The sequence below is a fragment of the Teichococcus deserti genome (assembly GCF_001982615.1).
Taxonomy (GTDB): Bacteria; Pseudomonadota; Alphaproteobacteria; order Acetobacterales; family Acetobacteraceae; genus Pseudoroseomonas; species Pseudoroseomonas deserti.
In genome coordinates this window covers 1-23,214 of the sequence record NZ_MLCO01000079.1, presented here as the reverse complement: position 1 = coordinate 23,214, position 23,214 = coordinate 1, and the positions used below count along the sequence as shown (strand labels likewise).

Annotated in this window: 22 protein-coding genes and 1 pseudogene; 10 read left to right on the top strand and 13 right to left on the bottom strand. The window is 71.9% G+C overall.

Annotated features, from left to right (window positions below; genetic code table 11):
- Positions 1–157 precede the first annotated feature (157 nt).
- Positions 158–1,075, bottom strand: a complete 918-nt coding sequence (locus BKE38_RS10175; RefSeq protein WP_076957209.1) for a LysR family transcriptional regulator — start codon at positions 1,073–1,075, stop codon at positions 158–160.
- A 155-nt stretch (positions 1,076–1,230) separates the two neighbouring features.
- On the opposite strand from BKE38_RS10175, the gene BKE38_RS10170 reads away from it, so the two are divergent.
- Positions 1,231–2,406 (top strand): MFS transporter, encoded by a 1,176-nt coding sequence (locus tag BKE38_RS10170; protein WP_076957208.1) that lies wholly within the window; start codon positions 1,231–1,233, stop codon positions 2,404–2,406.
- 133 nt (positions 2,407–2,539) lie between these two features.
- The gene (locus BKE38_RS10165) at positions 2,540–3,463 is read left to right on the top strand and encodes an alpha/beta hydrolase (protein ID WP_076957207.1); all 924 of its coding nucleotides are present in this window, start codon (positions 2,540–2,542) and stop codon (positions 3,461–3,463) included.
- On the opposite strand, the gene BKE38_RS10160 is transcribed toward BKE38_RS10165, so the two are convergent.
- Positions 3,460–4,692 carry an ABC transporter substrate-binding protein gene (locus tag BKE38_RS10160; RefSeq protein ID WP_076957206.1) on the bottom strand — a complete coding sequence of 411 codons (1,233 nt, stop codon included), beginning with the start codon at positions 4,690–4,692 and terminating at the stop codon, positions 3,460–3,462. The genes BKE38_RS10165 and BKE38_RS10160 overlap by 4 nt on opposite strands.
- A 195-nt stretch (positions 4,693–4,887) precedes the next feature.
- On the opposite strand from BKE38_RS10160, the gene BKE38_RS10155 reads away from it, so the two are divergent.
- Entirely contained in the window at positions 4,888–5,865 is a 978-nt protein-coding gene (locus BKE38_RS10155; protein WP_076957205.1) for a Bug family tripartite tricarboxylate transporter substrate binding protein, read from the top strand.
- Between the two features lie 4 nt (positions 5,866–5,869).
- Here the strand turns inward: BKE38_RS10155 and BKE38_RS10150 are convergent, their stop codons facing one another.
- Entirely contained in the window at positions 5,870–6,643 is a 774-nt protein-coding gene (locus BKE38_RS10150; protein ID WP_083747443.1) for a GntR family transcriptional regulator, read from the bottom strand.
- A gap of 143 nt (positions 6,644–6,786) precedes the next feature.
- Between BKE38_RS10150 and BKE38_RS10145 the strand changes: the two genes are divergently transcribed.
- A complete protein-coding gene (locus BKE38_RS10145; RefSeq protein WP_076957203.1) occupies positions 6,787–8,187 on the top strand; it encodes an MmgE/PrpD family protein in 1,401 nt (466 codons plus the stop codon).
- Here the strand turns inward: BKE38_RS10145 and BKE38_RS10140 are convergent.
- From BKE38_RS10140 to BKE38_RS10125, 4 genes are read right to left on the bottom strand one after another with little or no spacing between them, the layout of a single operon-like run.
- Entirely contained in the window at positions 8,184–9,164 is a 981-nt protein-coding gene (locus BKE38_RS10140) for a Bug family tripartite tricarboxylate transporter substrate binding protein (protein ID WP_076957202.1), read from the bottom strand. The genes BKE38_RS10145 and BKE38_RS10140 overlap by 4 nt on opposite strands.
- A 1-nt stretch (position 9,165) precedes the next feature.
- On the bottom strand, positions 9,166–10,557 hold the full coding sequence (locus BKE38_RS10135; protein WP_076957201.1) for an LLM class flavin-dependent oxidoreductase: 1,392 nt from the start codon (positions 10,555–10,557) through the stop codon (positions 9,166–9,168).
- 27 nt (positions 10,558–10,584) lie between these two features.
- Positions 10,585–10,896: a DUF4387 domain-containing protein gene (locus tag BKE38_RS10130; RefSeq protein WP_076957200.1), complete on the bottom strand. Its 312-nt coding sequence runs from the start codon at positions 10,894–10,896 to the stop codon at positions 10,585–10,587.
- Between the two features lie 4 nt (positions 10,897–10,900).
- Positions 10,901–12,262 (bottom strand): acyclic terpene utilization AtuA family protein, encoded by a 1,362-nt coding sequence (locus BKE38_RS10125; RefSeq protein WP_076957199.1) that lies wholly within the window; start codon positions 12,260–12,262, stop codon positions 10,901–10,903.
- A gap of 166 nt (positions 12,263–12,428) precedes the next feature.
- Here BKE38_RS10125 and BKE38_RS33175 point away from each other — a divergent pair.
- A pseudogene (locus BKE38_RS33175) lies at positions 12,429–13,367 on the top strand (NAD-dependent epimerase/dehydratase family protein); the annotation flags it as partial.
- Positions 13,368–13,795: 428 nt separating this feature from the next.
- Here BKE38_RS33175 and BKE38_RS10110 read toward each other — a convergent pair.
- Positions 13,796–14,377, bottom strand: coding sequence for a TetR/AcrR family transcriptional regulator (locus BKE38_RS10110; RefSeq protein ID WP_076957197.1), 582 nt, complete (start codon positions 14,375–14,377; stop codon positions 13,796–13,798).
- 76 nt (positions 14,378–14,453) lie between these two features.
- On the opposite strand from BKE38_RS10110, the gene BKE38_RS10105 reads away from it, so the two are divergent.
- On the top strand, positions 14,454–15,053 hold the full coding sequence (locus BKE38_RS10105; RefSeq protein ID WP_076957196.1) for an NAD(P)H-dependent oxidoreductase: 600 nt from the start codon (positions 14,454–14,456) through the stop codon (positions 15,051–15,053).
- On the opposite strand, the gene BKE38_RS10100 is transcribed toward BKE38_RS10105, so the two are convergent.
- Positions 15,046–16,488 (bottom strand): GNAT family N-acetyltransferase, encoded by a 1,443-nt coding sequence (locus BKE38_RS10100; protein ID WP_076957195.1) that lies wholly within the window; start codon positions 16,486–16,488, stop codon positions 15,046–15,048. The two genes, BKE38_RS10105 and BKE38_RS10100, sit on opposite strands and share 8 nt — an antisense overlap.
- Positions 16,489–16,709: 221 nt before the next feature.
- On the opposite strand from BKE38_RS10100, the gene BKE38_RS10095 reads away from it, so the two are divergent.
- Complete coding sequence (locus tag BKE38_RS10095) at positions 16,710–17,057, top strand: cupin domain-containing protein (RefSeq protein ID WP_207553537.1); 348 nt, start codon at positions 16,710–16,712, stop codon at positions 17,055–17,057.
- Here BKE38_RS10095 and BKE38_RS10090 read toward each other — a convergent pair.
- Positions 17,054–18,250 carry a Zn-dependent hydrolase gene (locus BKE38_RS10090; protein WP_076957193.1) on the bottom strand — a complete coding sequence of 399 codons (1,197 nt, stop codon included), beginning with the start codon at positions 18,248–18,250 and terminating at the stop codon, positions 17,054–17,056. The two genes, BKE38_RS10095 and BKE38_RS10090, sit on opposite strands and share 4 nt — an antisense overlap.
- A 243-nt stretch (positions 18,251–18,493) precedes the next feature.
- Here BKE38_RS10090 and BKE38_RS10085 point away from each other — a divergent pair, with 243 nt between their 5' ends.
- Positions 18,494–18,679, top strand: coding sequence for a hypothetical protein (locus BKE38_RS10085; protein ID WP_076957192.1), 186 nt, complete (start codon positions 18,494–18,496; stop codon positions 18,677–18,679).
- Here the strand turns inward: BKE38_RS10085 and BKE38_RS10080 are convergent.
- The 3 genes from BKE38_RS10080 to BKE38_RS10070 all read right to left on the bottom strand — a co-directional run bounded on the left by BKE38_RS10080 (position 18,676) and on the right by BKE38_RS10070 (position 21,621).
- Positions 18,676–19,680 (bottom strand): amidohydrolase family protein, encoded by a 1,005-nt coding sequence (locus BKE38_RS10080; RefSeq protein WP_083747439.1) that lies wholly within the window; start codon positions 19,678–19,680, stop codon positions 18,676–18,678. The two genes, BKE38_RS10085 and BKE38_RS10080, sit on opposite strands and share 4 nt — an antisense overlap.
- Entirely contained in the window at positions 19,677–20,654 is a 978-nt protein-coding gene (locus tag BKE38_RS10075) for a Bug family tripartite tricarboxylate transporter substrate binding protein (protein ID WP_076957191.1), read from the bottom strand. Before BKE38_RS10075 ends, BKE38_RS10080 begins: the two co-directional genes overlap by 4 nt.
- A gap of 76 nt (positions 20,655–20,730) precedes the next feature.
- Entirely contained in the window at positions 20,731–21,621 is an 891-nt protein-coding gene (locus BKE38_RS10070; RefSeq protein ID WP_106409184.1) for a LysR family transcriptional regulator, read from the bottom strand.
- A 97-nt stretch (positions 21,622–21,718) separates the two neighbouring features.
- Here BKE38_RS10070 and BKE38_RS10065 point away from each other — a divergent pair, with 97 nt between their 5' ends.
- Together BKE38_RS10065 and BKE38_RS30750 are read left to right on the top strand one after the other, a co-directional pair.
- Positions 21,719–22,690, top strand: a complete 972-nt coding sequence (locus tag BKE38_RS10065) for an MBL fold metallo-hydrolase (RefSeq protein WP_076957190.1) — start codon at positions 21,719–21,721, stop codon at positions 22,688–22,690.
- A gap of 189 nt (positions 22,691–22,879) precedes the next feature.
- Positions 22,880–23,107, top strand: a complete 228-nt coding sequence (locus BKE38_RS30750; protein WP_131829552.1) for a hypothetical protein — start codon at positions 22,880–22,882, stop codon at positions 23,105–23,107.
- Positions 23,108–23,214 lie beyond the last annotated feature (107 nt).

The following is a 23,214-nucleotide window of genomic DNA, read 5'->3' as shown; positions in this document are numbered from 1 at the left end:
CACGGCGCGGCTGCCGCATCCCGACGGCTCCGGCCGCCGCCTCGTGGCGGAGGGCGATGCGCGGGCGACCGAGCAGGCCGTCGCCCGCGTCGCCGGCTTCTTCCTCGCGGCGCTGCGGCCGGCAGGCTGGGCGCCGCGCCGCGCCCTCCCCGCCGCCTCAGGCCAGCGCGCCGGTCAGCCGCCCGGCCAGGAAGTCGACGAAGACGCGGACGCGCGCCGGCATGTTGGCGCCGCCCACGAAGAGCGCGTGCAGCGGCTCGGTGTCGCCGGGGTTGAAGTCCTCGAGCAGCGGCACCAGCCGCCCGGCCGCGATATCGGCGGCGACGCTGAACCGCCCGACCCGGGTGACGCCCAGGCCGAGCAGGGCGAGCTGCCCCAGCGTCTCGCCGTTGTTCGCCTCCAGCCCGCCGCGGATGTCGAGCGCGAAGACCCGCTCGCCGCGACGGAACGGCCAGGTCGCCTCGGCGCGGCGGAAGTTGAAGTTCAGGCAATTGTGCGCCAGCAGGTCCTCCGGCCGGCGCGGCGTGCCGTGGCGGGCCAGGTAGCCAGGGGCGGCGACGATGACGCGGCCGCCCTCGCCCAGCTTGCGGGCGGTCAGCGCGCTGTCGGCCAGCGGGCCGAAGCGGATGGCGACGTCCGCCTGGCCGCCGGCGATGTCGACCAGCGCGTCGGTCAGCGAGATGTCGACCAGGATCGACGGGTGGAGGGCGGCGAAGTCGCGCAGCAGCGGCACGACGCAGAGCCGCCCATGCGCCAGCGAGGCGCTGACCCGCAGCCGGCCGCGCGGCGCCCCCTGGTCAGCGATGCGCTGCTCGGCGTCGTCGAGTTCCCCCAGGATGCGCCGCGCCGCCTGGCGATAGGCCTGGCCCTCCGCCGTCAGCGCCAGCGCCCGGGTCGAACGCAGCAGCAGCCGCACGCCGAGCCGCGCCTCGATCCGGTCGATGCCGCGGCTGACCGCCGAGGGGCTGAGCTCCAGCGCGCGGGCGGCGGCCGAAAAGCTGCCCTGCTCGGCCACCGCGGCGAACAGGGCAAGGTCGCGCGCCCGATCCGCCCGCGCCGCCAGTTTTGCGTCCATCGCAAAGATCCTTTCCAACCGCGTGGCGTAGTCAAGCGGGTCCGGCTGTAGCATCTTTGCGCCGACCTCGAAACACGGCCCCCCGCGGGCCCCCGTCGCGGGATGCGGACCGGCCGCGCGCCGGCCCTCCCGCGACCTGCTGCAAGGCAATCCGAATGACCCGCAATCCAGGACTCCTGGCCCTTTCGGCCGGGGCCTTCGCCATCGGCGTGACCGAATTCGCGCCGATGGGTCTGCTGCCGGTGATCGCCGGCGACCTCGGCATCTCCATCCCGACGGCCGGCCTGCTGGTCAGCGCCTATGCGCTGGGCGTCATGCTCGGCGCGCCGCTGATGACGCTGACGACGCGGCGGCTGCCGCGGCGGAGCCTGCTGATCCTGCTGACCGCCATCTTCACGCTCGGCAACCTGATGGCGGCGATGGCCGGCAGCTACGAGATGCTGCTGGCGGCGCGCGTCATCACCTCGCTGCACCACGGCGCCTTCTTCGGCGTCGGCTCGATCGTCGCGGCCGGGCTGGTGCCGCCCGAGCGCCGCGCCGGCGCCGTCGCCACCATGTTCATGGGGCTGACCGTCGCGACCGTGGTCGGCGTGCCGCTCTCCACCTGGGCCGGCGAGTTCCTCGGCTGGCGCGTCGCCTTCTGGGCCATCGCCGCGCTGGGCCTGGCCACCATGCTGGCGCTGCGCCTGACCCTGCCGGCGCTGCCCGCCCCCGCCGGCGGCGACGCCATGGCCGAGATCCGCGCGCTCGGCCAGAAGCGGGTGCTGGGCGCGCTGCTGCTGACCGTCATCGGCTCCAGCGCCATGTTCACCGTCTTCACCTATATCGCGCCGATCCTGCGCGAGGCGACGCAGGCCTCGGTCGGCTTTGTCACCGCCATGCTGGTGACCTATGGCCTGGGCCTGACCATCGGCAACGGCCTGGGCGGCCGCTTCGCCGATCGCTCGGTCGATCGCACGCTGATCGTCTCGCTGGCCAGCCTGGCCGTGGTGCTAGTGGCCTTCGCCTGGTTCATGCCCAACGCCGTGGTCAGCGCCGTGCTGATCTTCCTCTGGGGCATCGCCAGCTTCGCCCTGGTGCCGCCGCTGCAGGTGCGGGTGATGAGCGCGGCGGCGGCGGCGCCGAACCTGGCCTCCTCGGTCAATATCGGCGCCTTCAACCTGGGCAACGCCTTCGGCGCGGCGCTGGGCGGCGGCGTCATCGCCGCCGGCTGGGGCTATCCGGCGGTGGCGCTGGCCGGCGCCGCGACGGCGGTGCTGGGGCTGCTGCTGGTGCTGCGCGCCGCCCGGGCGCCGGCGGAGGGGCGGCTGTCGGCGGCGCCGGCGGAATAGGCGCCCCCTCCCGGGCCGAGGGCGCCGCGGCCCATTTGCGAGCCGGTCGCATTTACAAGGCGAGGCGCCCCCGGTATGGCCCCCTGATCCCGGGGGCCTGTTCGCCGCCCGCCCGCTCTCGCTGGTGATCCCGATGCCGACCCTGCCCCGCCGCGCCGCGCTGCTGGCCCTCCCTGCCCTGCTGGCCGCCAGATCCGCCCTGGCCCAGCGCCCGGCGCCGCGCCCGGCCGAGGTGATCACCGATCCCCGCGTCGAGACCTTCGCACTGCGGGCGACGCCCGAGGCCGAGCCCTGGCGCATCTTCCTCGGCCGCCCGGCGCAGCCGGCGCCTGCCGGCGGCTTTCCGGTGCTGTTCCTGCTCGACGGCAACGCGACCTTCCCGCTGGCCTGGCACGCGCAGGAGATGGCGCCGGGCGCGACACCCGCCGTGCTGGTCGGCATCGGCTATCCGGTCGCGGACAGCTTCGACATCCGCCGCCGCTTCTACGACCTGACGCCGGAGACCGCGGCCGAATACCTGCAGGGCCGCGCCGAGCCGCCGCGCACCGGCGGCCAGGATGCGCTGCTGGACGCCATCACCGGCCCGCTGCGCGCCGAGGTGGCGCGGCGGCTGCCGGTCGATGCCGGGCGCCAGGCGCTGTTCGGCCATTCGCTGGGCGGGCTCTGCGCCCTGCATGCCTTCTTCACCCGGCCCGAGGCCTTCGGCACCGTCATCGCCGCCGATCCCTCGATCTGGTGGAACAACCGCTCGATCCTGCAGGAGCAGGCCGGGTTCCTGGCCGGCCTGCGCGCGGCGGGCGGAAAGCTGAACCCCGGCATCCGCCTGCTGATCGCGAATTCCGGGCAGCGCCCGCCGCGCCCCGCCGGCAGCAATCCCGGCCCGGGCATGGCCGGCCCCGGCGGACGCGAGACGGCGCAGGCGCTGCGCGCCGTCGCCGGGCTGACGCTGCGCTACCGCCACATGGCGGAGGAGACGCATGGCTCCATGCTGCCGGGCGCCGTGCAGGACGCGCTGCGCTTCTTCGCCGGCGACGACGGCGTCGGCGAGCCCGTCTAGGCCGGGACCAGGCTGCAGCCGCCCTCGGCCAGCGGGCGCCAGGCCTGCTCGGCCGGGACAGTCTGCAGCAGCTTGTAGTAGTCCCAGTCGCCGCGGCTTTCCTCCGGCGCCTTGACCTCGAACAGATGGGCGTCGGAGATCGCGCGGCCATCGGCGCGGATGGCGGCGCGGCCATAGATGTCGTCCTCCATCGGCAGCTGCTTCATCCGCGCCACGACCGCGGCACCGCTGCGCTTCGCCTCGGCCGCCCCCAGCGAGGCCACCGCCTTCAGGTAATGCAGCGTCCCGGCATAGCAGGCGGCCTGCGACATGTTCGGCCGCTGCGCCCGGTTGAAGCCGGCCTCATGCGCGCGCCTGGTGAAGCCGCGCGTCCTGTCGTTCATGTCCCAATAGAAGGTCTCGGTCAGCACCAGCCCCTGCGCGGCGGCCAGCCCGATGGCATGGACGTTGTTGATGAAGACCAGCATGGCGGCGAGCTTGGTGCCGCGGCGGGTGACGCCGAACTCGCCGGCCTGCTTCACCGCATTGACCAGGTCGTCGCCGCCATTGGCCAGGCCGATCACCTGGGCGCGCGAGGCCTGCGCCTGCACCAGCGCCGCGGCGAAATCCGTGCTGGGGAAAGGCAATGCGACGCTGCCGACGACGCGGCCGCCGGCGGCGGTGATGAACTGGGTCGCATCCTCCTGCAGCGCGCGGCCGAAGGCATAGTCGGCGCGGATGAAGAACCAGCTTGCGCCGCCGCGGCGCACCAGCGTGGTGCCGGCGACGCGCGCCAACATGTGCGAGTCATAGGCGAAATGCACGGTGTTGGGTGAGCAGGCTTTCCCTGTCACCTCGGCGGTGCCGATGTTGTAGCCGAGCATGACGCGGTCGCGCTCGCGCACCAGGTTGTTGACCGCCAGCGCGATGGCGGAGCCCTGCAGGTCGCAGATCGCATCCACCCCCTGGTCCAGCCATTGCCGGGCGATGCTGACGGCGACATCGGGCTTGTTCTGGTGGTCGGCGGCGATGACCTCGACCTTCAGCCCGAGCGGCCCCGCGAGCTCGGCCACCGCCAGCTTCACGCAGGCGACCGAGCCCGGCCCGCCATTGTCGCGATAGGCGCTGGACTGGTCGTTCAGCACGCCAAGACGGAAGGACGGCGCGGCCTGGGCCGAAGCGCGCGCAAAGGGCGCCGCCCCCAGCGCGGCGGTGGCCAGAAGCCGGCGCCGGGCAATCTCGTATCCCATGACGTTCCCCTGTCGTGACGTTTTCCGCATCGGTAGGCCATCACCCGGCCGCCGCCAAGAGTTTTTTTGCGCATCTTTGTATACATTGCCGCACATTCTCATTGACCGCTGTCGCGCGATGCCCCTTAGCTAGGCGCCGAAGCGCCGCGAGACGATGGTGCCGCTGTGCTGCGCAGCAACGAAGGGGAGGCGTGGATGAAGCCTGCAACCGCCGCGGCCCTGCCGCGCCGCCTGGCGCTGGCGGCGCCGGCCCTGCTGCTGGCCGGCCGCCCCCGCGCCGAAGCCGCCTGGCCCGAGCGGCCGATCCGCCTGGTCGCCCCCTTCCCCGCCGGCAGCGGCACCGACGTGCTGGCCCGCATCCTGAGCCCGGTGCTGTCGCGCGCGCTGGGCCAGACGGTGGTGGTCGACAACCGCCCCGGCGCCAACGGCATCGTCGGCTCGCAGAATGTCGCGCAGTCGCCGCCTGACGGCTATTCCATCGTCATCCTCGGCACCAGCGCCGCGGCGATCAACCCGCATACCGTGCGCCGCATGCCCTATGACGTGGCGCGCGATTTCTCTCTCATCGGCATGATCGGCGAGACGCCTTACGTGCTCTGCGTTCCCGCCGAGGGGCCGCGCGACCTGGCCGGCTTCCTGGACTTCGTGCGGAAGAAGCCGACGCCGGCCACCTTTAGCTACGGCAATGCCGGGGCAATGATCATGGCTTCCGTCATGGGCTCGATGCTGGGGGTGCCGGTGACCACCGTGCCCTATCGCGGCGGCGCGGAAGCGCTGACCGACCTGGCCGCCGGCCGCGTCGACGCCAACTTCGCCGATTACAGCCCGGCCGTGTCGCAGGCGCAGTCGGGCCGCATCCGCATGATCGGCCACAGCATCGCGCATCCCTTCGCCATCGCGCCGGACCTGCCGAGCCTGGCCAGCCTGCTGCCCGGCTTCGACATGAATGTCTGGTGGAGCATCGCCGCCCCCGCCGGCACGCCGCCGGCGATCGTCGCGAAGCTGTCGCGCGCCCTGTCGGAAACGCTCGCCGCGCCGGAGGTGGTGGAGAAGCTGCGCATGGTCGGCGACACGCCGTTGCAGATGTCGCCGGAGGAGACCACGCGCTACGTCCTGCGCCAGCACGCCGCCTGGGGCGAGCGCGTGCGCATCGCCGGCATCCTGCCCGAATGAAGGACTAGCCGCGCGTCTTCGCCAGCCCCGGCAGCGGTTGCCGCAGCGAGCGCTTCTGCGCCGCGCTGCGCACGTCGTCGGACACCACCAGCACCCGGCTGTCATGCGAGCGGCGGATATGCAGCCGCGCCGCCTCCTCGGCCCGGTCGGGGTCGCGGGCGCGGATGGCGGCAACGATGGCCTCGTGCTCGGCCAGCGCCGCGCCGATGCGGCCGGGCGCGTTGTAGGTGGTGCGGCCCAGCAGCGGCGTGAAGTTCAGCAGCTGGCGCAGGCTCTTCAGCAGGAAGCGATTGTGCGCGGCGCGGTAGATCTGCTCGTGGAAGCCCTGGTTCTCGCGCGCATGCATGCGCGGATCCTCGGGCAGCGCGCGCATGGCATCGACCGTCGCCGACAGGATATGGATCTCGGTCTCGTCCGCCTGGGTCGCGGCCAGCCGCGCCGCCGTGCCCTCCAGGCTTTCGCGCGTCGCGTAGAATTCGCCGATGGCGCGAAGATCATAGACCACAACAGCCATGCCGCCGCCCGGCGCATGCTCCAGCAGCCCTTCCGCCTGCAGCCGGCGCATCGCCTCGCGCACCGGCGTGCGGCTCATCTTCAGCCAGACCGAGAGCTCGACCTCCATGATGCGCTGGCCGGGGGCGATGGTGCCCTCGCGGATCGCCTCATGCAGCATGTCATAGGCCCATTCGCTGCGGCCGCGGCCGCCGCGGGGATCCGCCGCATCGTCCTGCGGCTGCCCGTCATCCATCCCGTCGCGGCCCTGATCATCGTTTTGCATCGCGTCAAAGCATACCGCGCCGGCCCGCGCGACCACAAGCCGCCTGCACACGGCTGAATACAACCCTTGCAAGGCTGCTGCCGATCTCTGTATGCAAGGGAACACATTCAGGGCCGCAGCGCCGCGGCGGCAGGGGAAACGCCATGAACGCCATCGATCCCGGCGCCGCGCCGCTGCCGGCGCAGCGCATCGCCGATTTCGCCGCCACGCTGCGCCATGGCGACATCCCGGCGGCCGTCCGCGCGCGCGCGCGGATCCAGATGCTGGACGCCATCGGCGTCGGTCTTGCCGCCAATGCCTATGGTTTCGCCGACCGCGCCCTCGCCGGCATCGCCGCGCTGGGCGGGCCCGGAGAAGGCACCGTCATCGGCCGCGCCGAGCGCCTGCCGCTGCGCGACGCGGCGCTGGCCAACGGCTTCCTGATGCATGGGCTGGATTTCGACGACACGCATCTGGCCAGCATCATCCACGCGACCGCCGCCTGCCTGCCGGTGGCGCTGAGCCTGGGCGAGGCGCTGGACGCTTCCGGCGAAGAGGTGCTGACCGCCTATGCCGCCGGCATGGAGGTCGCCATCCGCATCGGCCTGGCGGTGAAGGGCGGCTTCCACCATGCGGGCTATCACGCGACCGGCGTGGTCTCGCATTTCAGCAGCGCGGTGACGGCGGGGCGGCTGCTCGGCTTGACGACGTCGCAGATCGCGCATGCCCAGGGCATCGCCTCCAGCACCGCCGCCGGCATCCAGGTCTTTCTCGAGGATGGCGCCTGGACCAAGCGATTCCATCCCGGCTGGGGCGCGGTCGCCGGCATCACCGCGGCGACCCTGGCGCAGCACGGCTTCGTCGGGCCGGCGCGGCCTTACGAAGGAAAATTCGGGCTGTTCGACTCGCACCTGCAGGCCCACGCCAGCGAGGCCGATGTTTCGCTTCTCGACGAAGGTCTCGGAGAACGCTGGGAACTCGCGGAATCGGCGATCAAGCCCTATCCGGTCTGCCACTTCATCCATGGCGCGGCGGATTCGGCGATCGCGCTGCAGGCGCAGATCACCGATGTCGCCGCGATCGACAGCTTCCGCATCCTGCTGCCCGGCCCGACCATGAAGATCGTCGCCGAGCCTGCCGCCGACAAGCTGCGCCCCGGCAACGACTATGCCGCCAAGTTCAGCGCGCAGTTCGTCGTCGCCACCTGCCTGCGCCTCGGCCGCTTCGGCCTGGCGGAGCTGGAACCCGAAGCGCTGCGCGACCCCGCGACGCTGGCGCTCGCCGCCCGCGCCCGCTGCGAAGTCGACCCAGACAGCGCATTTCCAGAGACCTTTTCCGGCGGCGTCGAGATCCTGCTGAAGGATGGCCGCCGGCTGTTCCACCATGAGCGCGTCAATAGCGGCGCCGGCGCGCGCCGCCTGGACGAAGCCGGCGCCAGCGCCAAGTTCCTCGGCGCCGCCGGGATGGTGCTGGAGGCGGCCGCCGCGCAGCGCGCCTGCGAGGCGGTGCTCAGCCTCGAGGCGCGCCCGGTGCGGCAGACGATGCGGCTGCTGGCCAGGGCCTAGCGCGGCTGGCCGACGCCCGCCGCCTCCAGCACCTCTTTCCACCGCGCCATTTCGGCGGCGAAATAGCGCTGCGCCTCGTCGGGCTTGCTGACGAGGACACGCTCGGCGCCGAGCTCGACCAGGCGCTGGTGGATGGTCGGGTCGGTCAGCGCGGTGGCGAAGGCCTCGTGGATGCGGGCCATCAGCGGCGCCGGCGTCGCGGCCGGCGCCATCAGCATCTGCCACAGCGAGAAGGTGGCGCCCGGCAGCCCGGCCTCGGCGAGCGTCGGCACCTCGGGCATGACCTCGCTGCGGCGCGGGCTGGAGACGGCAAGCGCCCGCGCCTGCCCCGCCCGCACCAGGCCGAAGCCGGCGACGCCGCTGTCGAACATCATGTCGAGCCGGCCCGAGGCCAGGTCCGGCGCCGCCTGGCCCGAGCCGCGATAGGCCACCTCGTTCATCTTCAAGCCGGCTGCGCGAAGAAATCCAAGCGCCGTCAGCTGCAGCGCGCCGCCGCCGCCGGAGGAGCCGTAGCTGAGATGCCCCGGCGCCTCGCGCGCCGCGGCGACCAGCTCGGCCACGCTGCGATAGGGGCTGTTCGGCCCGACCAGCAGCACCATCGGCCCTTCGGTCGCGATGGTCACCGGGCGCAGCGCCGTGTCGGGGTCGAAGTCCAGCCGCGGATTGAGGAAGCGGCTGGCGACATAGCCGACATTGGTGAAGAACAGCACGGTGCCGTCGGGATCGGCCCGCGCCGTCGCCGAGGCGGCGATGGTGCCGCCGCCGCCGGTACGGTTCTCCACCACCACGCGCTGCGGCAGGCGCTGCGACATCAGCTCGGCGGCGAGGCGGGCCACGATGTCGGTGGAGCCGCCGGTGGAATAGGGCACCAGGATGCGCACCGGCCGGTCCGGCCAGCTTTCCTGCGCATGCGCCACGGGTGCTGCGGCGATGCCGGCGGCCAGCAGGGCGCGGCGCGAGAGGAGGGGCGCGCGCATGTCATTCGGCCGCCTGGCGCGCAGCGGCGGCGGCGCGGGCCTGGTCGCGGCATTGCGCCGCGCTCGGCCGCGGCAGGCCGAGATTCTCGCGCAGCGTGCTGCCCGCATAGTCCTTCTGGAACAGCCCGCGCCGCTGCAGCTCCGGCACCACCAGCCGGGCGAAGTCTTCATAGGCGCCCGGCATATGCGTCGCGGCCTGGACGAAGCCGTCGCAGGCGCCGCCGGTGAACCATTCTTCCATCTGGTCGGCGACCGATTGCGGCGTGCCGACGAAGGCATGATGCTCCTTGATCGTGCCGCGGCCGGAGAAATGCACGAAGTCGGCGACGCTGGGATTCTTCTTGCCCGACAGCGAGATGACCCGATCGCGGAAACCCTGCCAGGAGAGCGAGGCCAGCACCTCGTCGCTCATCGGCTGGTCGTAGGGCATCGAGGCCAGGTCGAAGTTCAGCACCTCCGACAGCAGCGTCAGCCCGTCGATCGGCTTCGGCAGCGCGTCGAGAAAGCCCTTCTTGTCGGCGGCCATCTGCTCGGTCTCGCCGACGACGATGTAGCAGGCGGGCGCGACCTTGACATGGTCGGGGTTGCGGCCCTCGGCGGCCACGGCGGCTTTCAGCTCGGCATATTGCTTCTGCCCGGCGGCGAGGCTGGGATAGACGACGAAGACCACCTCGCCCCAGCGCCCGGCGAAAGAACGGCCGCGGCCGCTCTGCCCCGCCTGCAGCAGCACCGGATGGCCTTGGGCCGAGCGCGGCACGGTGAAGGGCCCGCGCGATTCGAAGAACTTCCCGCGGTGGTCGAGGCGGCGCACCTTGTCGCCATCGGCGAAGCGGCCGCTGGCCTTGTCGAGGATCAGCGCATCGTCGTCCCAGCTGCCCCAATGGCCCATGACGACTTCCATGAACTCGTCGGCACGGTCATAGCGCAGGTCGTGCTCCAGATGCTCGGTGCGGCCGAAGTTCAGCGCCTCGGAATTGTTCAGCGAGGTGACGATGTTCCAGGCCGCGCGACCCTTGGTCATCAGGTCCAGCGTGGCGAAGACGCGCGCCACATGGAAGGGCTCGTAATAGGTGGTGGAATAGGTCGCGCCCAGGCCGAGCTTCGTCGTCGCCAGCGCCATGGCGAGCGCGATCGCCGTCGGCTCCATCTTCACCGCGCGCACGCCGTTCTCGACCGTGGCGCGGAAGTCGTTGGAGAAGATGTCGGGCATGGCGAGGCGGTCGTCGAAGAAGGCCATGTGGTAGCGGCCATCCTCCAGCACGCGGGCGATGCGCTGGAAGTATTCCGGCGCGGTGAAGTCGGTGGCCGAGGCCGGGTGCCGCCAGGAGGCCGGCAGGTTCGAGCAATTCTGCGCCTGCAGGAAGGCGATCATCGTCATCTGGCGGTCAGCCATGGTGCGTCTCCTTACTTTCTTGCTTGTTCAGACAGGAAGATCGACGTCGAGCAGCGGCGCGTGCTGCTGGCAGCCATAGACATCGGTGTCGCCCACCTCGCCGGAGGGCAGCAGCCGCGGCAGCGTCGCCTTGAAGGCCGAGGCCGCGTCATAGGGGGTGAACAGCACCTGATTCGGGCTGACCTGGTAGAGGCGCGCGAAAAGATCGGCGCTCAGCACGCCGCTGGCCTTGACGCGCTGGTACAGCGCCGGGTCGTCGAAGACCACGTCGATGGTCAGCTCGAAGGGCCCTGCATTCTTGCTCTTGCAGACGCGGGCGAGGTCGCGCAGGCGGGGCATCGGCTCAGACCTCCTCGTAGGCGATGGGGAAGATGGCGCAGGGATCGTCGAGCTCCAGAACGTGGTAGATGCTGAAGCGGTAGACGGCGCCGACCTCGACATCGGAGGGCGAGAAGGGGAAGGCCATGTTGCCCTCCCGGCAGAGCCGCCCGGGGAAGTCGGTATGCAGCATGTTGGTGCGCGCGATGCCGAGCACCGCCGTCGCCACCTCCTGCGTCGCGCCCACCACCTCGATGACGAAGCCTAGCTCATGCGGGGTATGGTCGCGCAGCGGCTCGCGCCCGGCCATGACGCCGTCGCGGCCATAGACGCGGAAAGTCAGCTGGTATTTTTCCGGTGTCGCGCCGAAGGCGGCGGCTTTCTCGGCGACGATGCCGCGGACTTCTTCCAGGAAGACGTCGATCCGGTCGATCAGCAAGGGATCGCGCGTGCCGCAGAAACAGACGCTACGGAAGCCGGCGCGCTCCACGCCTTCCAGCTTGACCGTGTATTGCTCCGCCGGCGTCCAGCGCATGCCGGCGATCCGCACCGCGCGGTCGCTCAGCGCTTCGAAGGTGCAATCCGAGGTGTCGAGCATGCCGCCGGGCTCCACATGGTGGATCGGGCTGGCATTCTCGTGCAGCGAATGGTTGGCGATGGACAGCGGCGTGCAGCGCCGGATCGGGTTCATCGGCTCGCAATCGACATGGTCGTCGCGGATGGTGACCAGCAGGCAGTCATGCCCCTTCGGCAGCGAGGGCGTGGCGCCGCATTCCAGCATCTTCCCCGCATACCAGGCGGGCGCCGGCGGCAATCCCGCGCGCAGGCAGGCGGCGGCCCAGGGCGCCGGGTCGCTGGAGCGGCCGGCCAGGATGACCTGCGCGCCGCCCTCCAACGCGCGCAGGAAGGGCTCGGGCCCCATCATGGCGACGATCCGCTCGGCGCGGTCCACCGCCTCGGGCGCCAGCGGCGGAAGGCCGGCCAACGGATGCACGCGGCCGCCGGCGATCTGCTGCAGCAGCATCGCGCGATCGGGCTCGGCATGGATCAGCGCCAGGCGGAAATGCAGCTCTTCCTCGGCGGCGATCTCGCGCGCCATCTGCGCCACCAGCTGCAGATGCGGCGCGCCGCCGCCGCCGCCGGCGGTGCCGATCACCAGCGGGATGCCGGCGCCGATCGCGGCCCGCAGCATCAGCCGCAGGTCGCGGCGGATCGCCATCGGCGAGCAGAAGGGTTTTCCCGCGCCGAGGTAATGCGGCCCCGGATCGACGCTGCCGCCATCGACGCCGATCATATGCGGGCGACGCGCCATGCCGGCGGCGAGCGAGGCCTCGGGAAAGCCATAGCCGAGGATGGCGCTGGTGGAGAGTAGCCGGATCTCGCTCATCGCGCGGGCTGCACCCTTCTTGGTCGTTCCTGAGCGCCGACGCTACTGCCGTTATGGACGTGTATGCAAGCGCGCACAGATAAATTGACACGGAGCAGGAACGGCGTAGAAGGGAGGGCAAGCGCCGCGCCGAAGCAGCGGCCAGCAGGCAGGGGAAGGACGCGTCATGGAGCGTAGCTGCGCGGGCAAGAGCTACCTGATCACCGGCGGCGCCAGCCTGATCGGCTCGCATCTGGCGGATGCGCTGCTGGAAGCCGGCGCCGGCGAGGTGCGGCTGCTCGACAATTTCTCGCTGGGCACGCCGGAGACCATCGCGCATCTCGACGGCGAGGCGCGGGTGCGCAAGATGCGCGGCGACATCCTGCGGCTGAACGACCTGATCGATGCGGCGCGCGATGCAGACGGCATCTTCGCCCTGGCCGGCTTCCTGACCATCCCGATGGCGCAGAACCTGCCGCTGGGCGTCGAGGTCAACACCACCGGCATGGTCAACACGCTGGAGGCGGCGCGCATCGCCGGCGTCCGCCGCGTCGTCTTCGCCTCCTCCGTCGCCGCCTATGGCGAGACACGGGCGGAGACGCTGGCGGAAGACGCACCCTCCGGCCTGTCATCGGCCTCGCCGATCTCGGCGATCTACGGCAGCACCAAGCTTCTCGGCGAAGGGTTAGGCCGTTTCTACCACCAGAAATTCGGCGTCGAGTTCAACGCCATGCGCTTCGCCTCGGTCTATGGCGAGCGGCAGCATGCGCGCGCCATGAACGCCAACGGCATCGCGACGATCCATGCGGCGCTGCGCCGCAACGAGCCGCCGGTGATCATGGGCGACGGGCGCGAGGTGCACGACTACATCCACGTCGCCGATGTCGCGGCCGGCTGCCTGGCCGCCATGATGAACGGCGCCGGCGGCGAGGTGCTGAACCTGGTCACCGGCATCGACACCACCCATACGGCTCTGGTCGAGGCCATGCTCGAGGTCTGCGGGACGGCGCATCTCAAGCCCGTCTACCAGGCCGACACGCGCGCCATCCGTTCGGCCGGCGGCGACCATCTCGGCTTTGCCACAGCGAAGACGCAGGAAAAGATCGGCTGGCGTGCGGCGTGCCCTTGCGCGAAGGGCTGCGGCGCTACGTCGCCTGGCGCGAAGCCCAGGCCTCGTAGGACCCACACGGGCATGAGAAAAACCCCGCCCGTTTCTGCGGGCGGGGTTTTCGCTGGCTCAGGCCGCCTGCAGCGATGCAAGCGCCTGCTTGTGGTTCATCCGGGTGACAACCTTGCCATCCCGCACCGCTTCCACGGCGTCGAGCGCCAGGAAATGATGCTTGCCGTCGGCGCTGTCTTGCGCCGTCAGCTTGATGCGGTTGCCATCGAGATGATCCACCGTCCCCACATGATTGCCGCAGGAGCCCACGACTTCCATGTGATCGGCGATCTGCTTGGTATCGACCATTCTGGTCTCCTCTTCTGCGTTGCGCCTGTCGGAAGAACCACGCCGGCCGCCCAGGGTTGTCAGGGCTCACGGCATTGCGAGTCTGATCACCGCGCCGCCAGCGCGCTGATCACCTGCCGCAGCTCCGCCACCGCCTCCGCCGGCGAGACGGCGCCGCGGGCCGCCGCTTCCGACAGCGCATCCGCCGCCCCCAGCATGGCCCAGAGCCCGGCCGCCGGCAGCGCGCGGCCGCCGGCGAAGGGCTCCAGCACGGCGCGGCAGCGGGCGATGAAATCGTCCTGGTAGCGGCGCTTCAGCGCCTCCATCTGCGGCGCGCCGGCCAGCGCCGCGGCGACGCCGGGGATTTCCTGCCGCTCGGTCAGGACGCAGCCGATATAGGCCTCGGCGATCACCGCGGCGCGGGCTGCCAGCGTCGCCTCGCTCGCCTCCAGCGCCGCCTGCAGCACCGCCGCCTGGTGCCGGTCGTAATCGGCGTAGAGCGCCGCCAGCAGCCCGTCCCGCGTCGAGAAGTGGTCGTAGACGACGGGCTTGGTGACGCCGGCCTGCTCGGCCAGGCGGCCCAGCGTCAGCGCATCCGTGCCCTCGGCACGCACCAGCAGGCGGGCGGTCTCCAGGAGCTGCGCCTGGCGCTCCTCGCGGGACAGGCGGCGACGGGGTGGAACGGTCATGCTTGACAGACAACCTACCAAAGGTAACTTACCAAAAGTATATAACGCTCATCCCCCGCTGCCAAGGAGGTCCCCCATGCAGGCGCTGATCGTCACCAGCCACCCCGCCGCCGAGTCCCTGACCCAGGCCGTCGCCCGGCAGATCGAGGCGGGCATCCGCTCCGTCCCCGGCCAAGCCGCCGAGCGCGCCGACCTGGCCGCGGAAGGCTTCGATCCGCGCTACACGGCGGCCGACCATGCGCAGTTCCAGCGCCGCGGCCCGACGCCCGACGACGTGCGCGCCGAGCAGCGGCGGCTCGACCGGGCCGACATGCTGGTGCTGGTCTATCCGGTCTACTGGTGGGCGATGCCCGGGCTGATGAAGGGCTGGATCGACCGCGTCTTCACCCAGGGCTGGGCCTATGACGAAAAGCCCGATGGCGGCATCGAGAAGCGGCTGGGGCGGCTGTCGGTGCAGCTGGTCGCGCTTGGCGGCGCCGACCAGGGCACCTATGCGCGGCATGGCTACGACACCGCCATGCGCGCGCAGATCGAGCACGGCATCTTCGGCTATTGCGGCGCGCCGGTGGTGGGGGCCGACTTCCTGCTGCACACCGACGCCGCCGGCCGCGAGCAGGCGCTGAAGCGCGGCTTCGCCATCGGCGCCGGGCTGCAGCAGGCGGTGCCGGCTACCTGATCGCGGCCACCGCGCCGAAGACCGCGCGGTCGACGCGCTGCCGCTCGGCCAGGACATGGTCGTAGAGCGCGCGGCAGGGGGCGGCGATCTTCTCGCTCGCCGTCTCCGGCACCACGTTGTTCAGATACTGGTACAGCAGCAGGTCGGCCTGCGGCAGCACACCGCAGACGCTGAAGCCCAGCGCCTCGACCGGCTCGCCCAGCGTCGCGGTCGCGGGATCGGCCAGCGGCAGCCGCAGCAGCACGGTCGCCACGCCCTCCAGGCAGAAGCCGCGCAGGAAGCCGGCGATCACGGCGACGGCATCGGAACCATATTCCTCGACGGTCAGCACCACCGCGCCCCAATCGGCCTGGCCCTTGGAGACATCAAGCCGCGTCTCGCCGGCGCTCAGCACAGCGCCCGACACGAACGTCACCGGTTCCTGCAGCGACGCGTAGATCTGTGCCACCATTGCCGCATGCCGCGCCGGCGCATGCAGCGCCCGCGGTGCCCCCGCCTGCAGGCTGCGATAGAAAAACACCTCCGACTGGCGGGCGCCGCTGCCGGCCAGGCTGTCGTCGATCGCCCAGTCGGTGCTGACCGAGGCCAGGGTGACCAGCACCGGCACCCCGCCATAGCGTAGCGCGCCGCGCTGGGAGATGGTGTGGGCGGTCACCGCATTCACCGTCCAGCCGCGGCAGCCGCGCGCCCGGGCGATGGCCTGGCCGGCATCGAGCAGCCGCGCCATCAGCAGCGGATGGCCGCGCCAGGCCGGCAGCACCACCAGGTCGGTGCATTCGGGCACATCGGGGCCGTCGGCGAAGTCCAGGCAGGCATGGCCGATGATGCTGCCATCCTCGGCCTCGGCGACCAGGCTCTGCATGGCGCCTTCGGCATGGCGGCGGATCAGCCCGTCGACGTCGTAGAGCGCGTTGTCCGGCCGGGTATAGCCATAGGCCAGCCAGGCGCAGCGGGCGATGCCCACGGCATCCGCGTCGCGGAACGGCCGCACCGTGAAGGCGCCGCGGGCGCGGGCGCCGGTGGCCTCCTCCACCGGCGGCGGCGCGGGCGGCGCCACCGGCAGGCGGAACAGGAACTCGAACATCTTGCCGTCGCGGCCAAGCGCGCGGTAGCGCGCCTCGTCGGCCATGCGGAAGGCCAGCAGCAGGCCGAGCTTCCCGGCATCCTCGCCCGGCTGGTAGGGCAGGCCCCAATCCTGCACCCGCAGCGAAAGGGCCGCACCTTCCTGGACCGCGGTGACGCGCAGCCGGCCGTCGCGGCCCTCGGGATAGGCGTGGTGGACGGCATTGGCCACCGCCTCCTCCACCGCCAGCTCCAGCCGGTCGCGCTTCGGCTCCGGCAGATCGAGGGCGGCGGCCAGGGCGGCCAGGGCCGCGCGGGCGACGGGGATGGCATGCGGCCGGGCGGGCAGGTCGAGGGCGATCAGATCGGGCATCGCAGCCTGCATGGCACAGCCGGGCGCGCCTGTCGCGTGACGGTCCGGTCACAGGGCAGCGCGCCGCGCAGCTTCTGCCACCCGCCGCGCGGCGGACAGCGCTTTCTGCCGTGGCGGCCGCCAGCTCGGCAGGAAGCGGCGCGGCGGGGCCGATAGGCTGGCGGCGGCGGCGCGGGACGCCCCTGCCCGCAAGAGAAGGACGCCAAGGAATGTCGCTGCTGGTGACGATCAGGACCGCCGATCTGGGTGCCGGCGTGCAGAAATCCGCGCCGGCCGACCGGCTGATCGAGGGAAATCCCGAGATCACCGTCTGGGACCAGGATGCCAGCCATGGCGGGCGGGTGCGCAGCGGCGTCGCCGATCTGGGCGTCGGCACCACGCGCTCGATGAAGGGCGGCGATTGCGAGGTGGTGCATATCATCTCGGGCGTCGCCGAGCTGACCGAGGAAGGCGGCGAGACCCGCACCTTCCGCGCCGGCGACAGCTTCGTCATGAAGCCGGGCTTCACCGGCGTCTGGAAGACCGTCGAGACGGTGCGGAAGGTGTTTACGGTGATCAGCGGCGCCTAGCTCGCCAGGAAGCGCTGCGCCGCCGCGTGCAGCACTTCCATGCCCAGCACCAGGTCCTCGCGCTTGGTGTCCTCGGTCCAGTGGTGGCTGATGCCGCCGATCGAGGGCACGAAGAGCATGCCGACCGGCAGCTTGCGCGCCAGGATCTGGCTGTCATGGATGGCGCCGCTCGGCATGGCCTGCCAGGCGCCGGGGCAGAGGCTTTCCGCCGCGCCCTCGAAGGCGGCGACGATGGCCGGGTCGGACAGTGCCGGGGCGGAGCGGCTGATCTCCTCCAGCACGGCGGGGCAGCGCTCGCGGCGGTTGCTCTCCTGCACCACGGCGCGCAGGCAGGCCTCCATCCGGTCCATGACCTCGACCGACAGGTCGCGGAACGAGAAGACAATCTCGGCGCGGCCGGGGATGATCATCGGCGCGTTCGGCTCCAGCGCGATGCGGCCGGTGGTCCAGACGCTGCGGGCGGCGGCGACGCGCGGCATCTCGGCGTCGACCATGCCCAGCAGCCGCACCGCGGTCAGCCCGGCATCGCGGCGCTCGCGCATGGTGGTGCCGCCGGTATGGTCCTGCTGGCCGGTGACCACGATGCGGAACTGGCGAATGCCGACGATGCCGGTGACGACGCCGATGCGCAGGCCCGCGCTCTCCAGCTGCGTGCCCTGCTCGATATGCATCTCCAGCGCGCCCTTGTAGCGGCCTTCCTCCAGCTGCGGCCGCGACCGGCCGGCCAGGCCGATCTCTTCCAGCTTCGGCCGCAGCGCCTCGCCGGTGAAGCGGTTGCGGGCGGCATCGATCTCGGCCTCGGTCAGCGCGCCGACCAGCGAGCGGCTGCCGATGAAGTCGCCCCAATGCGCCTCCTCGTCGGCATAGGCGCAGACATCGACCGGCAGCCCCGACCGCGCCAGCTCCAGCGCGGCCACCACGCCCAGCACGCCATCCAGCCAGCCGGCCTGGTTCTGCGTCTCCAGGTGGCTGCCGGCCAGCAGATGCGGGCCGGCGCCGCGATGCCGGCCGAAGACATTGCCGATGCCGTCGATGCTGGCCTCGAGCCCGGCCTGCTCCAGCTGCGCCGCCAGCCAGTGGCGGGTCTGCATGTCCTCGGGGCCGAAGGTCGGGCGGTGCACGCCGCTCCGATAGGCGCCGATGCGCCGCAGCGCGTCGAGATCCGCCAGAAACCGGTCCGTGCTCAGAGCCATCCGCCCGTCATCCTTGTGTCACACGGCGCGCAGGATAGGCGCGATGATCCCGCCGCGACAGGCCGGGACGGCCCTGCGCGACAGGCTTCGCGCCGCCGCCTGCCGCTTCTCTCGGCGGCGGGAACGGCGCCTGCCCAGCAAGCGGGCGGACAAGCGGGCGAAAAAAATTTGCGCCGGGACCTGTACGCCGGCCCGTCTCGTTCGTCTTCAACACAGGAGCATCATCACGGGAGACCCTGCCGCATGAGCGGATGCGACAATGCCGATCCCGCGCCGACCGTTGGCGCCGCGCGGCTGCGGCTGGGGGTGCCGCGCTCGACGCTGTATCGCTGGCAGGGCCAGGCGGAGGGCTTCCGCATGCCGAGCTTCACCGAGGTGCTGGCCGAGAAGGCCGAGCTGCGCCGCCGGCTGAAGCAGCTCGATCGCTAGAGACGATAGAAGCGCGCGGCAGTGTCGTGGAAGGCGTTCGCCCGCTCGGCCGGGTTCCAGCCGCGGCTGATCCGCTTGAAGGCGTTCCACAGCGGCACATAGCCGCAGGAACCCTTGTCGACCGGGAAGTTGCTCTCGAACATGCAGCGCTCGGCGCCGAAGGCCTCGACGCAGGTTTCGACATAGGGCCGCCAGGCCTCGGCCAGTTGTTCCGAACCCGGCGGGTCCTGCTGCTCGTGGAAGCCGAAGCCGAACAGGCGCATCCCCATCCCGCCCAGCTTGATCGACAGGTTGGGGCAGTGGGACAGCTCGCGCAGGGCCGCGCCCCAGGCCGCGCGCACATGCCGGCCGCGCGTCGCATAGGGGCCGATGCCCAGCGCGCCGCCGACATGGTTCAGCACGATGCGCGTGTCGGGAAAGGCATCGGCCAGGTCGCGCAGCTCGGCAAGCTGGGTGTGGTAGATCCAGGCCTCGAAGCTCAGCCCCAGCGGCGCCAGCTGAGAAAAACCGGCGCGGAACGCCGGGTCGAGCAGCAGCATCGGCGGCGGCGTGCCGGTCGAGCCGCGCGCCGCCGGATCCGGGTGATGCGCCGCGATCTGGCGGATGCCGCGGAACCGCCCCTGCCCGGCCGCCACATGCGCCTCCAGCACCGGGCGGATGGCGGCGCCAGCAGTCAGGTCGGCATAGCCGACGATGGCCGCGGCGACCTGGGTGCCGGCGCCCTGCTCGCGCAGGAAATGCGTTTCTCCCACAGGGCGGAGCAGCGGCTCGCCGTCGGGGAAGAAATGCGCCATGCATTCGACCGCGACGCTGGCGCGGATGTCGTGGCCCTGCCCCGCATCCTCGAGGAAATCCGCGCGCAGATAGACGTCGCCCGGCCGGTTGCGCAGGTGGTGATGCGCGTCGATGATCGGCAGGTCCGGCTCCAGCGCCGTCTCCGGCCGGCGCGCCAGCCAGTCCGGGCGGACCGGCGGATGGCGCAGGGCGGCGGCCCCGCTCATTCCGGACGGATGCCGGCGTCGCGGATCAGCGTCGACCAGGTGGTGGTCTCGCGCGCCAGCAGCGCGGTCAGCTGCGCGCCATCCTCGGGCAGGACGGAGACGCCCTGGGTGGCGAGGCGCTGCACCAGGGCCTGGTCGCGCGTCGCCGCCAGCATCGCCGCCTCCAGCCTGGCCAGCACCGGCGCCGGCGTGCCCGCGGGCGCGAACAGCCCCTGCCAGAAGGCGACGTCGAAGCCCGGCACGGTCTCGCCCACCGGCGGCAGGTCCGGCAGCAGCGCCAGCCGCTGGGCGGAGGAGACGGCCAGGCCGCGCGTCACCCCTTCGGTGATCGGCGGCGCGGCCTCCAGCGCCGCCGAAAACATCGCCTGCAGCCGGCCGCTGCGCAGGTCCATCAGCGCCTGCACGCCACCGCGATAGGGGACATGCACCATGTCCAGCCCGGTCCGCGCCCGCAGCAGCTCCATGCAGAGATGGTTCACCGCGCCGATGCCGGAGGAGCCGAAATTGATCTCGCCCAGATGCGCCTTGGCATAGGCGATGAACTCGGGAAGCGTCTTCGCCGGCACCGAGGGATGCAGATGCAGCACCATCGGCGTGCGATAGCCCATGGCGATGGCCACCAGCTCCTTCTGCGGCGCGCGCGGGGTCAGGGCCGGCTGCAGCGCCGGGTTGATGGCCAGCGTGGGCGAGCCCATCAGCAGCGTGTAGCCATCCGGCTTGGCGGTCGCGACCGCGGTGCTGGCCGGGCTGGTGGCGCCGCCGGGGCGGTTGTCGACCACGACGTTCTGGCCCAGCACCTGGCCCATGCGCTCGGCCAGGACCCGGGTCGCGGTATCGGTCACGCCGCCGGGCGGATAGGCGTTGATCAGCGTCACCGGCCGGGTCGGGAAATTTCCTTCCTGGGCGCGCAAGCCCATGGGCGCCAGCGCCAGGCCGGCCGCCATCACCCCGCGCCGCGAGATCGCGTTGGACATCTTTCTTCCCTCTCTGCGGCGGCGCCTCGATGGGCGCCGCTCTTGGCCGCCAGTTGAGACCGGGCAGGCCGAGGGGTCAACGCGTGCTGCGCAGATGCGCCAGGAAAGCCCGCATCGCGCCGGAGGGATGCCGGCGGCTGGGATAGTAGAGAAACCAGCCGGGCAGGCGCGGGCTCCACTCGGGCAGCAGCTCGACCAGGGCGCCGCTGTCCAGATGCGGGCGGACATACTCCTCGAAGAGATGCGCGACGCCCTGGCCGGCCAGCGCCGCCTGCAGCTCCTGATGCGCCGAGCCCAGGGTCAGCCGCCCCTGCGGCTCGAAGCCGACGGCCTCGCCGTCCTTCTCGAACTGCCAGGCGACCAGCCCGCCTTTGGGGAAGCGGCGGCGGATGCAGTCATGCCGTGCCAGGTCCTGCGGCGTCGCCGGCAGGTCGCGCCCGGCCAGATAGGCCGGGCTGGCGACGATGGCATAGCGCAGCGGCGGCCCGATCGGCACCGCCACCATGTCCTGCGCCACCTGCCGGCCGAAGCGCACGCCGGCATCGAAGCCCTGGCTGACGATATCGACCAGGGCGGCGTCGCTGATGATCTCGACCTGCACCCCGGGATGGGCGCGCATGAAGTCGAAGGCCAGCGGGCACAGCACATGATCCGCCGCCGGCCCCGGCGCATTGATGCGCAGGCTGCCGGAGGGGCTGTCGCGCAGCCGGTTCAGCCCGTCCACCGCCGCGCGGATGTCTTCGAGTGCCGGCGACAGGCGGTCGAACAGCGCCGCCCCGGCCTCGGTCGGCGCCAGGCTGCGGGTGGTCCGGTGCAGCAGCCGCAGGCCGAGCGAGGCCTCCAGCGCCGCCACCGCCTGGCTCAGCGCCGAGGAGGAGACGCCCCGCTGCAGCGCCGCCGCGCGGAAGCCGCCGGCGCGGACCACGGCGGCGAAGGCATCCAGCCCGTCCAGGCGCAGCGGCTTCATTGCGGGTCTTTGCTTATCAAGCTGATCAGGAATGCGCAGCTTATCCGCGCAATGCCACGATGTCATCTGGGGCGGGAACCCGCCGCAGGAGGACCGCATGCGCCCGCTGACCCTGAACCGCCGCCGGATCATGCTGACCGCCCTGGCCGGGGCCGCCGCGCCGGCCGGGCGGGCCACCGCCCAGGCGGCGCCGCCCGCCCCCGGCAATGCCGGCGCCTATCGTTTCCGCATCGGCGACATCCGGGCGACCGTGCTAAGCGACGGGCTGATCGGCGGGCCGCCGGCCGTCTATGCCTTCGACGCGCCCGAGCTCGAGCTGGCCGAGGCGCTGCGCCGCGCCTTCCTGCCCGCCGACCGGCTCACGCTGAACCTCAACACCCTGCTGCTGGAGACCGGCGGCCAGCGCATCCTGGTCGAGGCCGGGGCCGGCCAGACCATGGGTCCGGGCGGCGGCCGGCTGTTCGCCAACCTCGCGGCGCTGGGGCTGGCGCCCGGGGATATCGACGCCGTCGTCGTCTCCCACCTGCATCCCGACCATGTCGGCAACCTGCGCGACGCGTCTGGCGGCCGCGCCTTCCCCCGCGCCACGCTGCATGCGCCGCGCGCCGACTGGGCCTTCTTCGTCGAGGGCGATCCTGATCTGTCCTACATGCCGGTGCCGGCCGAGTTCCGGCAGCGCTTCGGCGCCGCGATCAAGAGCAGCCTGGCGCCACTGCGCCGCGAGGTTTCCTTCTACGAAGCCGGCCAGGACATCCTGCCAGGGCTGACCAGCCTGCCGGCCGCCGGCCATACCCCCGGCATGGCCGCGTTGCTGGTGCATTCCGGCGCCGCGCAGCTGCTGCTGACCGCCGACCTGGCCTATCACCCGGTGGTCAATATCGACCGCCCCTGGCGCCCGGGGCCGGACCGCGACCCCGCCGCCGCGCTGGCCTCCCGGCAGCGGATCTTCGGCCGCGCCGCCGCCGAGCGGCTGCCGGTGCTGGGCTTCCACTATCCCTTTCCCGGGCTCGGCCATCTGCTGCGCACCGACCAGGGCCATGCCTGGGTGCCGGCGGCCTGGCAGTTCTGAGGCGCCGCCGCGGGGGGAGAGGATGGCCCGGCCGACCAGGCAGGCCTGGCGGCCGCGCTGACGCCGACCGTTCGCCCGGCGGATTGACCCCAGCAAAAGATGGGCGGGGCGGGCCAGCCCGGCTATGTGCAGCAGACCGGTGCCGCGGCGGCGCCGTGCTGGAGGCGATCGATGCGGGACCGGAAGACGATGCTCCTGCGCAGCGCCAGCATCCTGCTCTGGGCGCTGACCCTGGCCACCCTGTTCCTCTCCGCCACGGTCAGCCCCGCCGGCCGCCTCCATGCCCTGCTGCCGAGCGAGGGGCCGCTGGCCGCCATCCGGCCGCAGCACCTGCTGCTCGGCATCTCGGCCGTCAGCCTCCTCGGCTGCTTCGTCGTCGGCCGGGCATTGCGGCGCCAGGGGCGGCCGCGCGGCTGAGCCGGGCGGGCCTGCCTCGGCGGCCGGTGGTGGCCTCCAGCTCCGCCGGCCAGCGGGCGCCCTCGATCGCGGCCGAGGCCGCCGCGATCGCCGCCAGGTCGTCCGCG

Bases quoted from the DNA above. Each gene is read 5' to 3' on its own strand.
- BKE38_RS10175 (WP_076957209.1), bottom strand. From the start codon at position 1,075: ATGGACGCAAAACTGGCGGCGCGGGCGGATCGGGCGCGCGACCTTGCC.
- BKE38_RS10170 (WP_076957208.1), top strand. From the start codon at position 1,231: ATGACCCGCAATCCAGGACTCCTGGCCCTTTCGGCCGGGGCCTTCGCC.
- BKE38_RS10165 (WP_076957207.1), top strand. From the start codon at position 2,540: ATGCCGACCCTGCCCCGCCGCGCCGCGCTGCTGGCCCTCCCTGCCCTG.
- BKE38_RS10160 (WP_076957206.1), bottom strand. From the start codon at position 4,692: ATGGGATACGAGATTGCCCGGCGCCGGCTTCTGGCCACCGCCGCGCTG.
- BKE38_RS10155 (WP_076957205.1), top strand. From the start codon at position 4,888: ATGAAGCCTGCAACCGCCGCGGCCCTGCCGCGCCGCCTGGCGCTGGCG.
- BKE38_RS10150 (WP_083747443.1), bottom strand. From the start codon at position 6,643: ATGCAAAACGATGATCAGGGCCGCGACGGGATGGATGACGGGCAGCCG.
- BKE38_RS10145 (WP_076957203.1), top strand. From the start codon at position 6,787: ATGAACGCCATCGATCCCGGCGCCGCGCCGCTGCCGGCGCAGCGCATC.
- BKE38_RS10140 (WP_076957202.1), bottom strand. From the start codon at position 9,164: ATGCGCGCGCCCCTCCTCTCGCGCCGCGCCCTGCTGGCCGCCGGCATC.
- BKE38_RS10135 (WP_076957201.1), bottom strand. From the start codon at position 10,557: ATGGCTGACCGCCAGATGACGATGATCGCCTTCCTGCAGGCGCAGAAT.
- BKE38_RS10130 (WP_076957200.1), bottom strand. From the start codon at position 10,896: ATGCCCCGCCTGCGCGACCTCGCCCGCGTCTGCAAGAGCAAGAATGCA.
- BKE38_RS10125 (WP_076957199.1), bottom strand. From the start codon at position 12,262: ATGAGCGAGATCCGGCTACTCTCCACCAGCGCCATCCTCGGCTATGGC.
- BKE38_RS10110 (WP_076957197.1), bottom strand. From the start codon at position 14,377: ATGACCGTTCCACCCCGTCGCCGCCTGTCCCGCGAGGAGCGCCAGGCG.
- BKE38_RS10105 (WP_076957196.1), top strand. From the start codon at position 14,454: ATGCAGGCGCTGATCGTCACCAGCCACCCCGCCGCCGAGTCCCTGACC.
- BKE38_RS10100 (WP_076957195.1), bottom strand. From the start codon at position 16,488: ATGCCCGATCTGATCGCCCTCGACCTGCCCGCCCGGCCGCATGCCATC.
- BKE38_RS10090 (WP_076957193.1), bottom strand. From the start codon at position 18,250: ATGGCTCTGAGCACGGACCGGTTTCTGGCGGATCTCGACGCGCTGCGG.
- BKE38_RS10085 (WP_076957192.1), top strand. From the start codon at position 18,494: ATGAGCGGATGCGACAATGCCGATCCCGCGCCGACCGTTGGCGCCGCG.
- BKE38_RS10080 (WP_083747439.1), bottom strand. From the start codon at position 19,680: ATGAGCGGGGCCGCCGCCCTGCGCCATCCGCCGGTCCGCCCGGACTGG.
- BKE38_RS10075 (WP_076957191.1), bottom strand. From the start codon at position 20,654: ATGTCCAACGCGATCTCGCGGCGCGGGGTGATGGCGGCCGGCCTGGCG.
- BKE38_RS10070 (WP_106409184.1), bottom strand. From the start codon at position 21,621: ATGAAGCCGCTGCGCCTGGACGGGCTGGATGCCTTCGCCGCCGTGGTC.
- BKE38_RS10065 (WP_076957190.1), top strand. From the start codon at position 21,719: ATGCGCCCGCTGACCCTGAACCGCCGCCGGATCATGCTGACCGCCCTG.
- BKE38_RS30750 (WP_131829552.1), top strand. From the start codon at position 22,880: ATGCTCCTGCGCAGCGCCAGCATCCTGCTCTGGGCGCTGACCCTGGCC.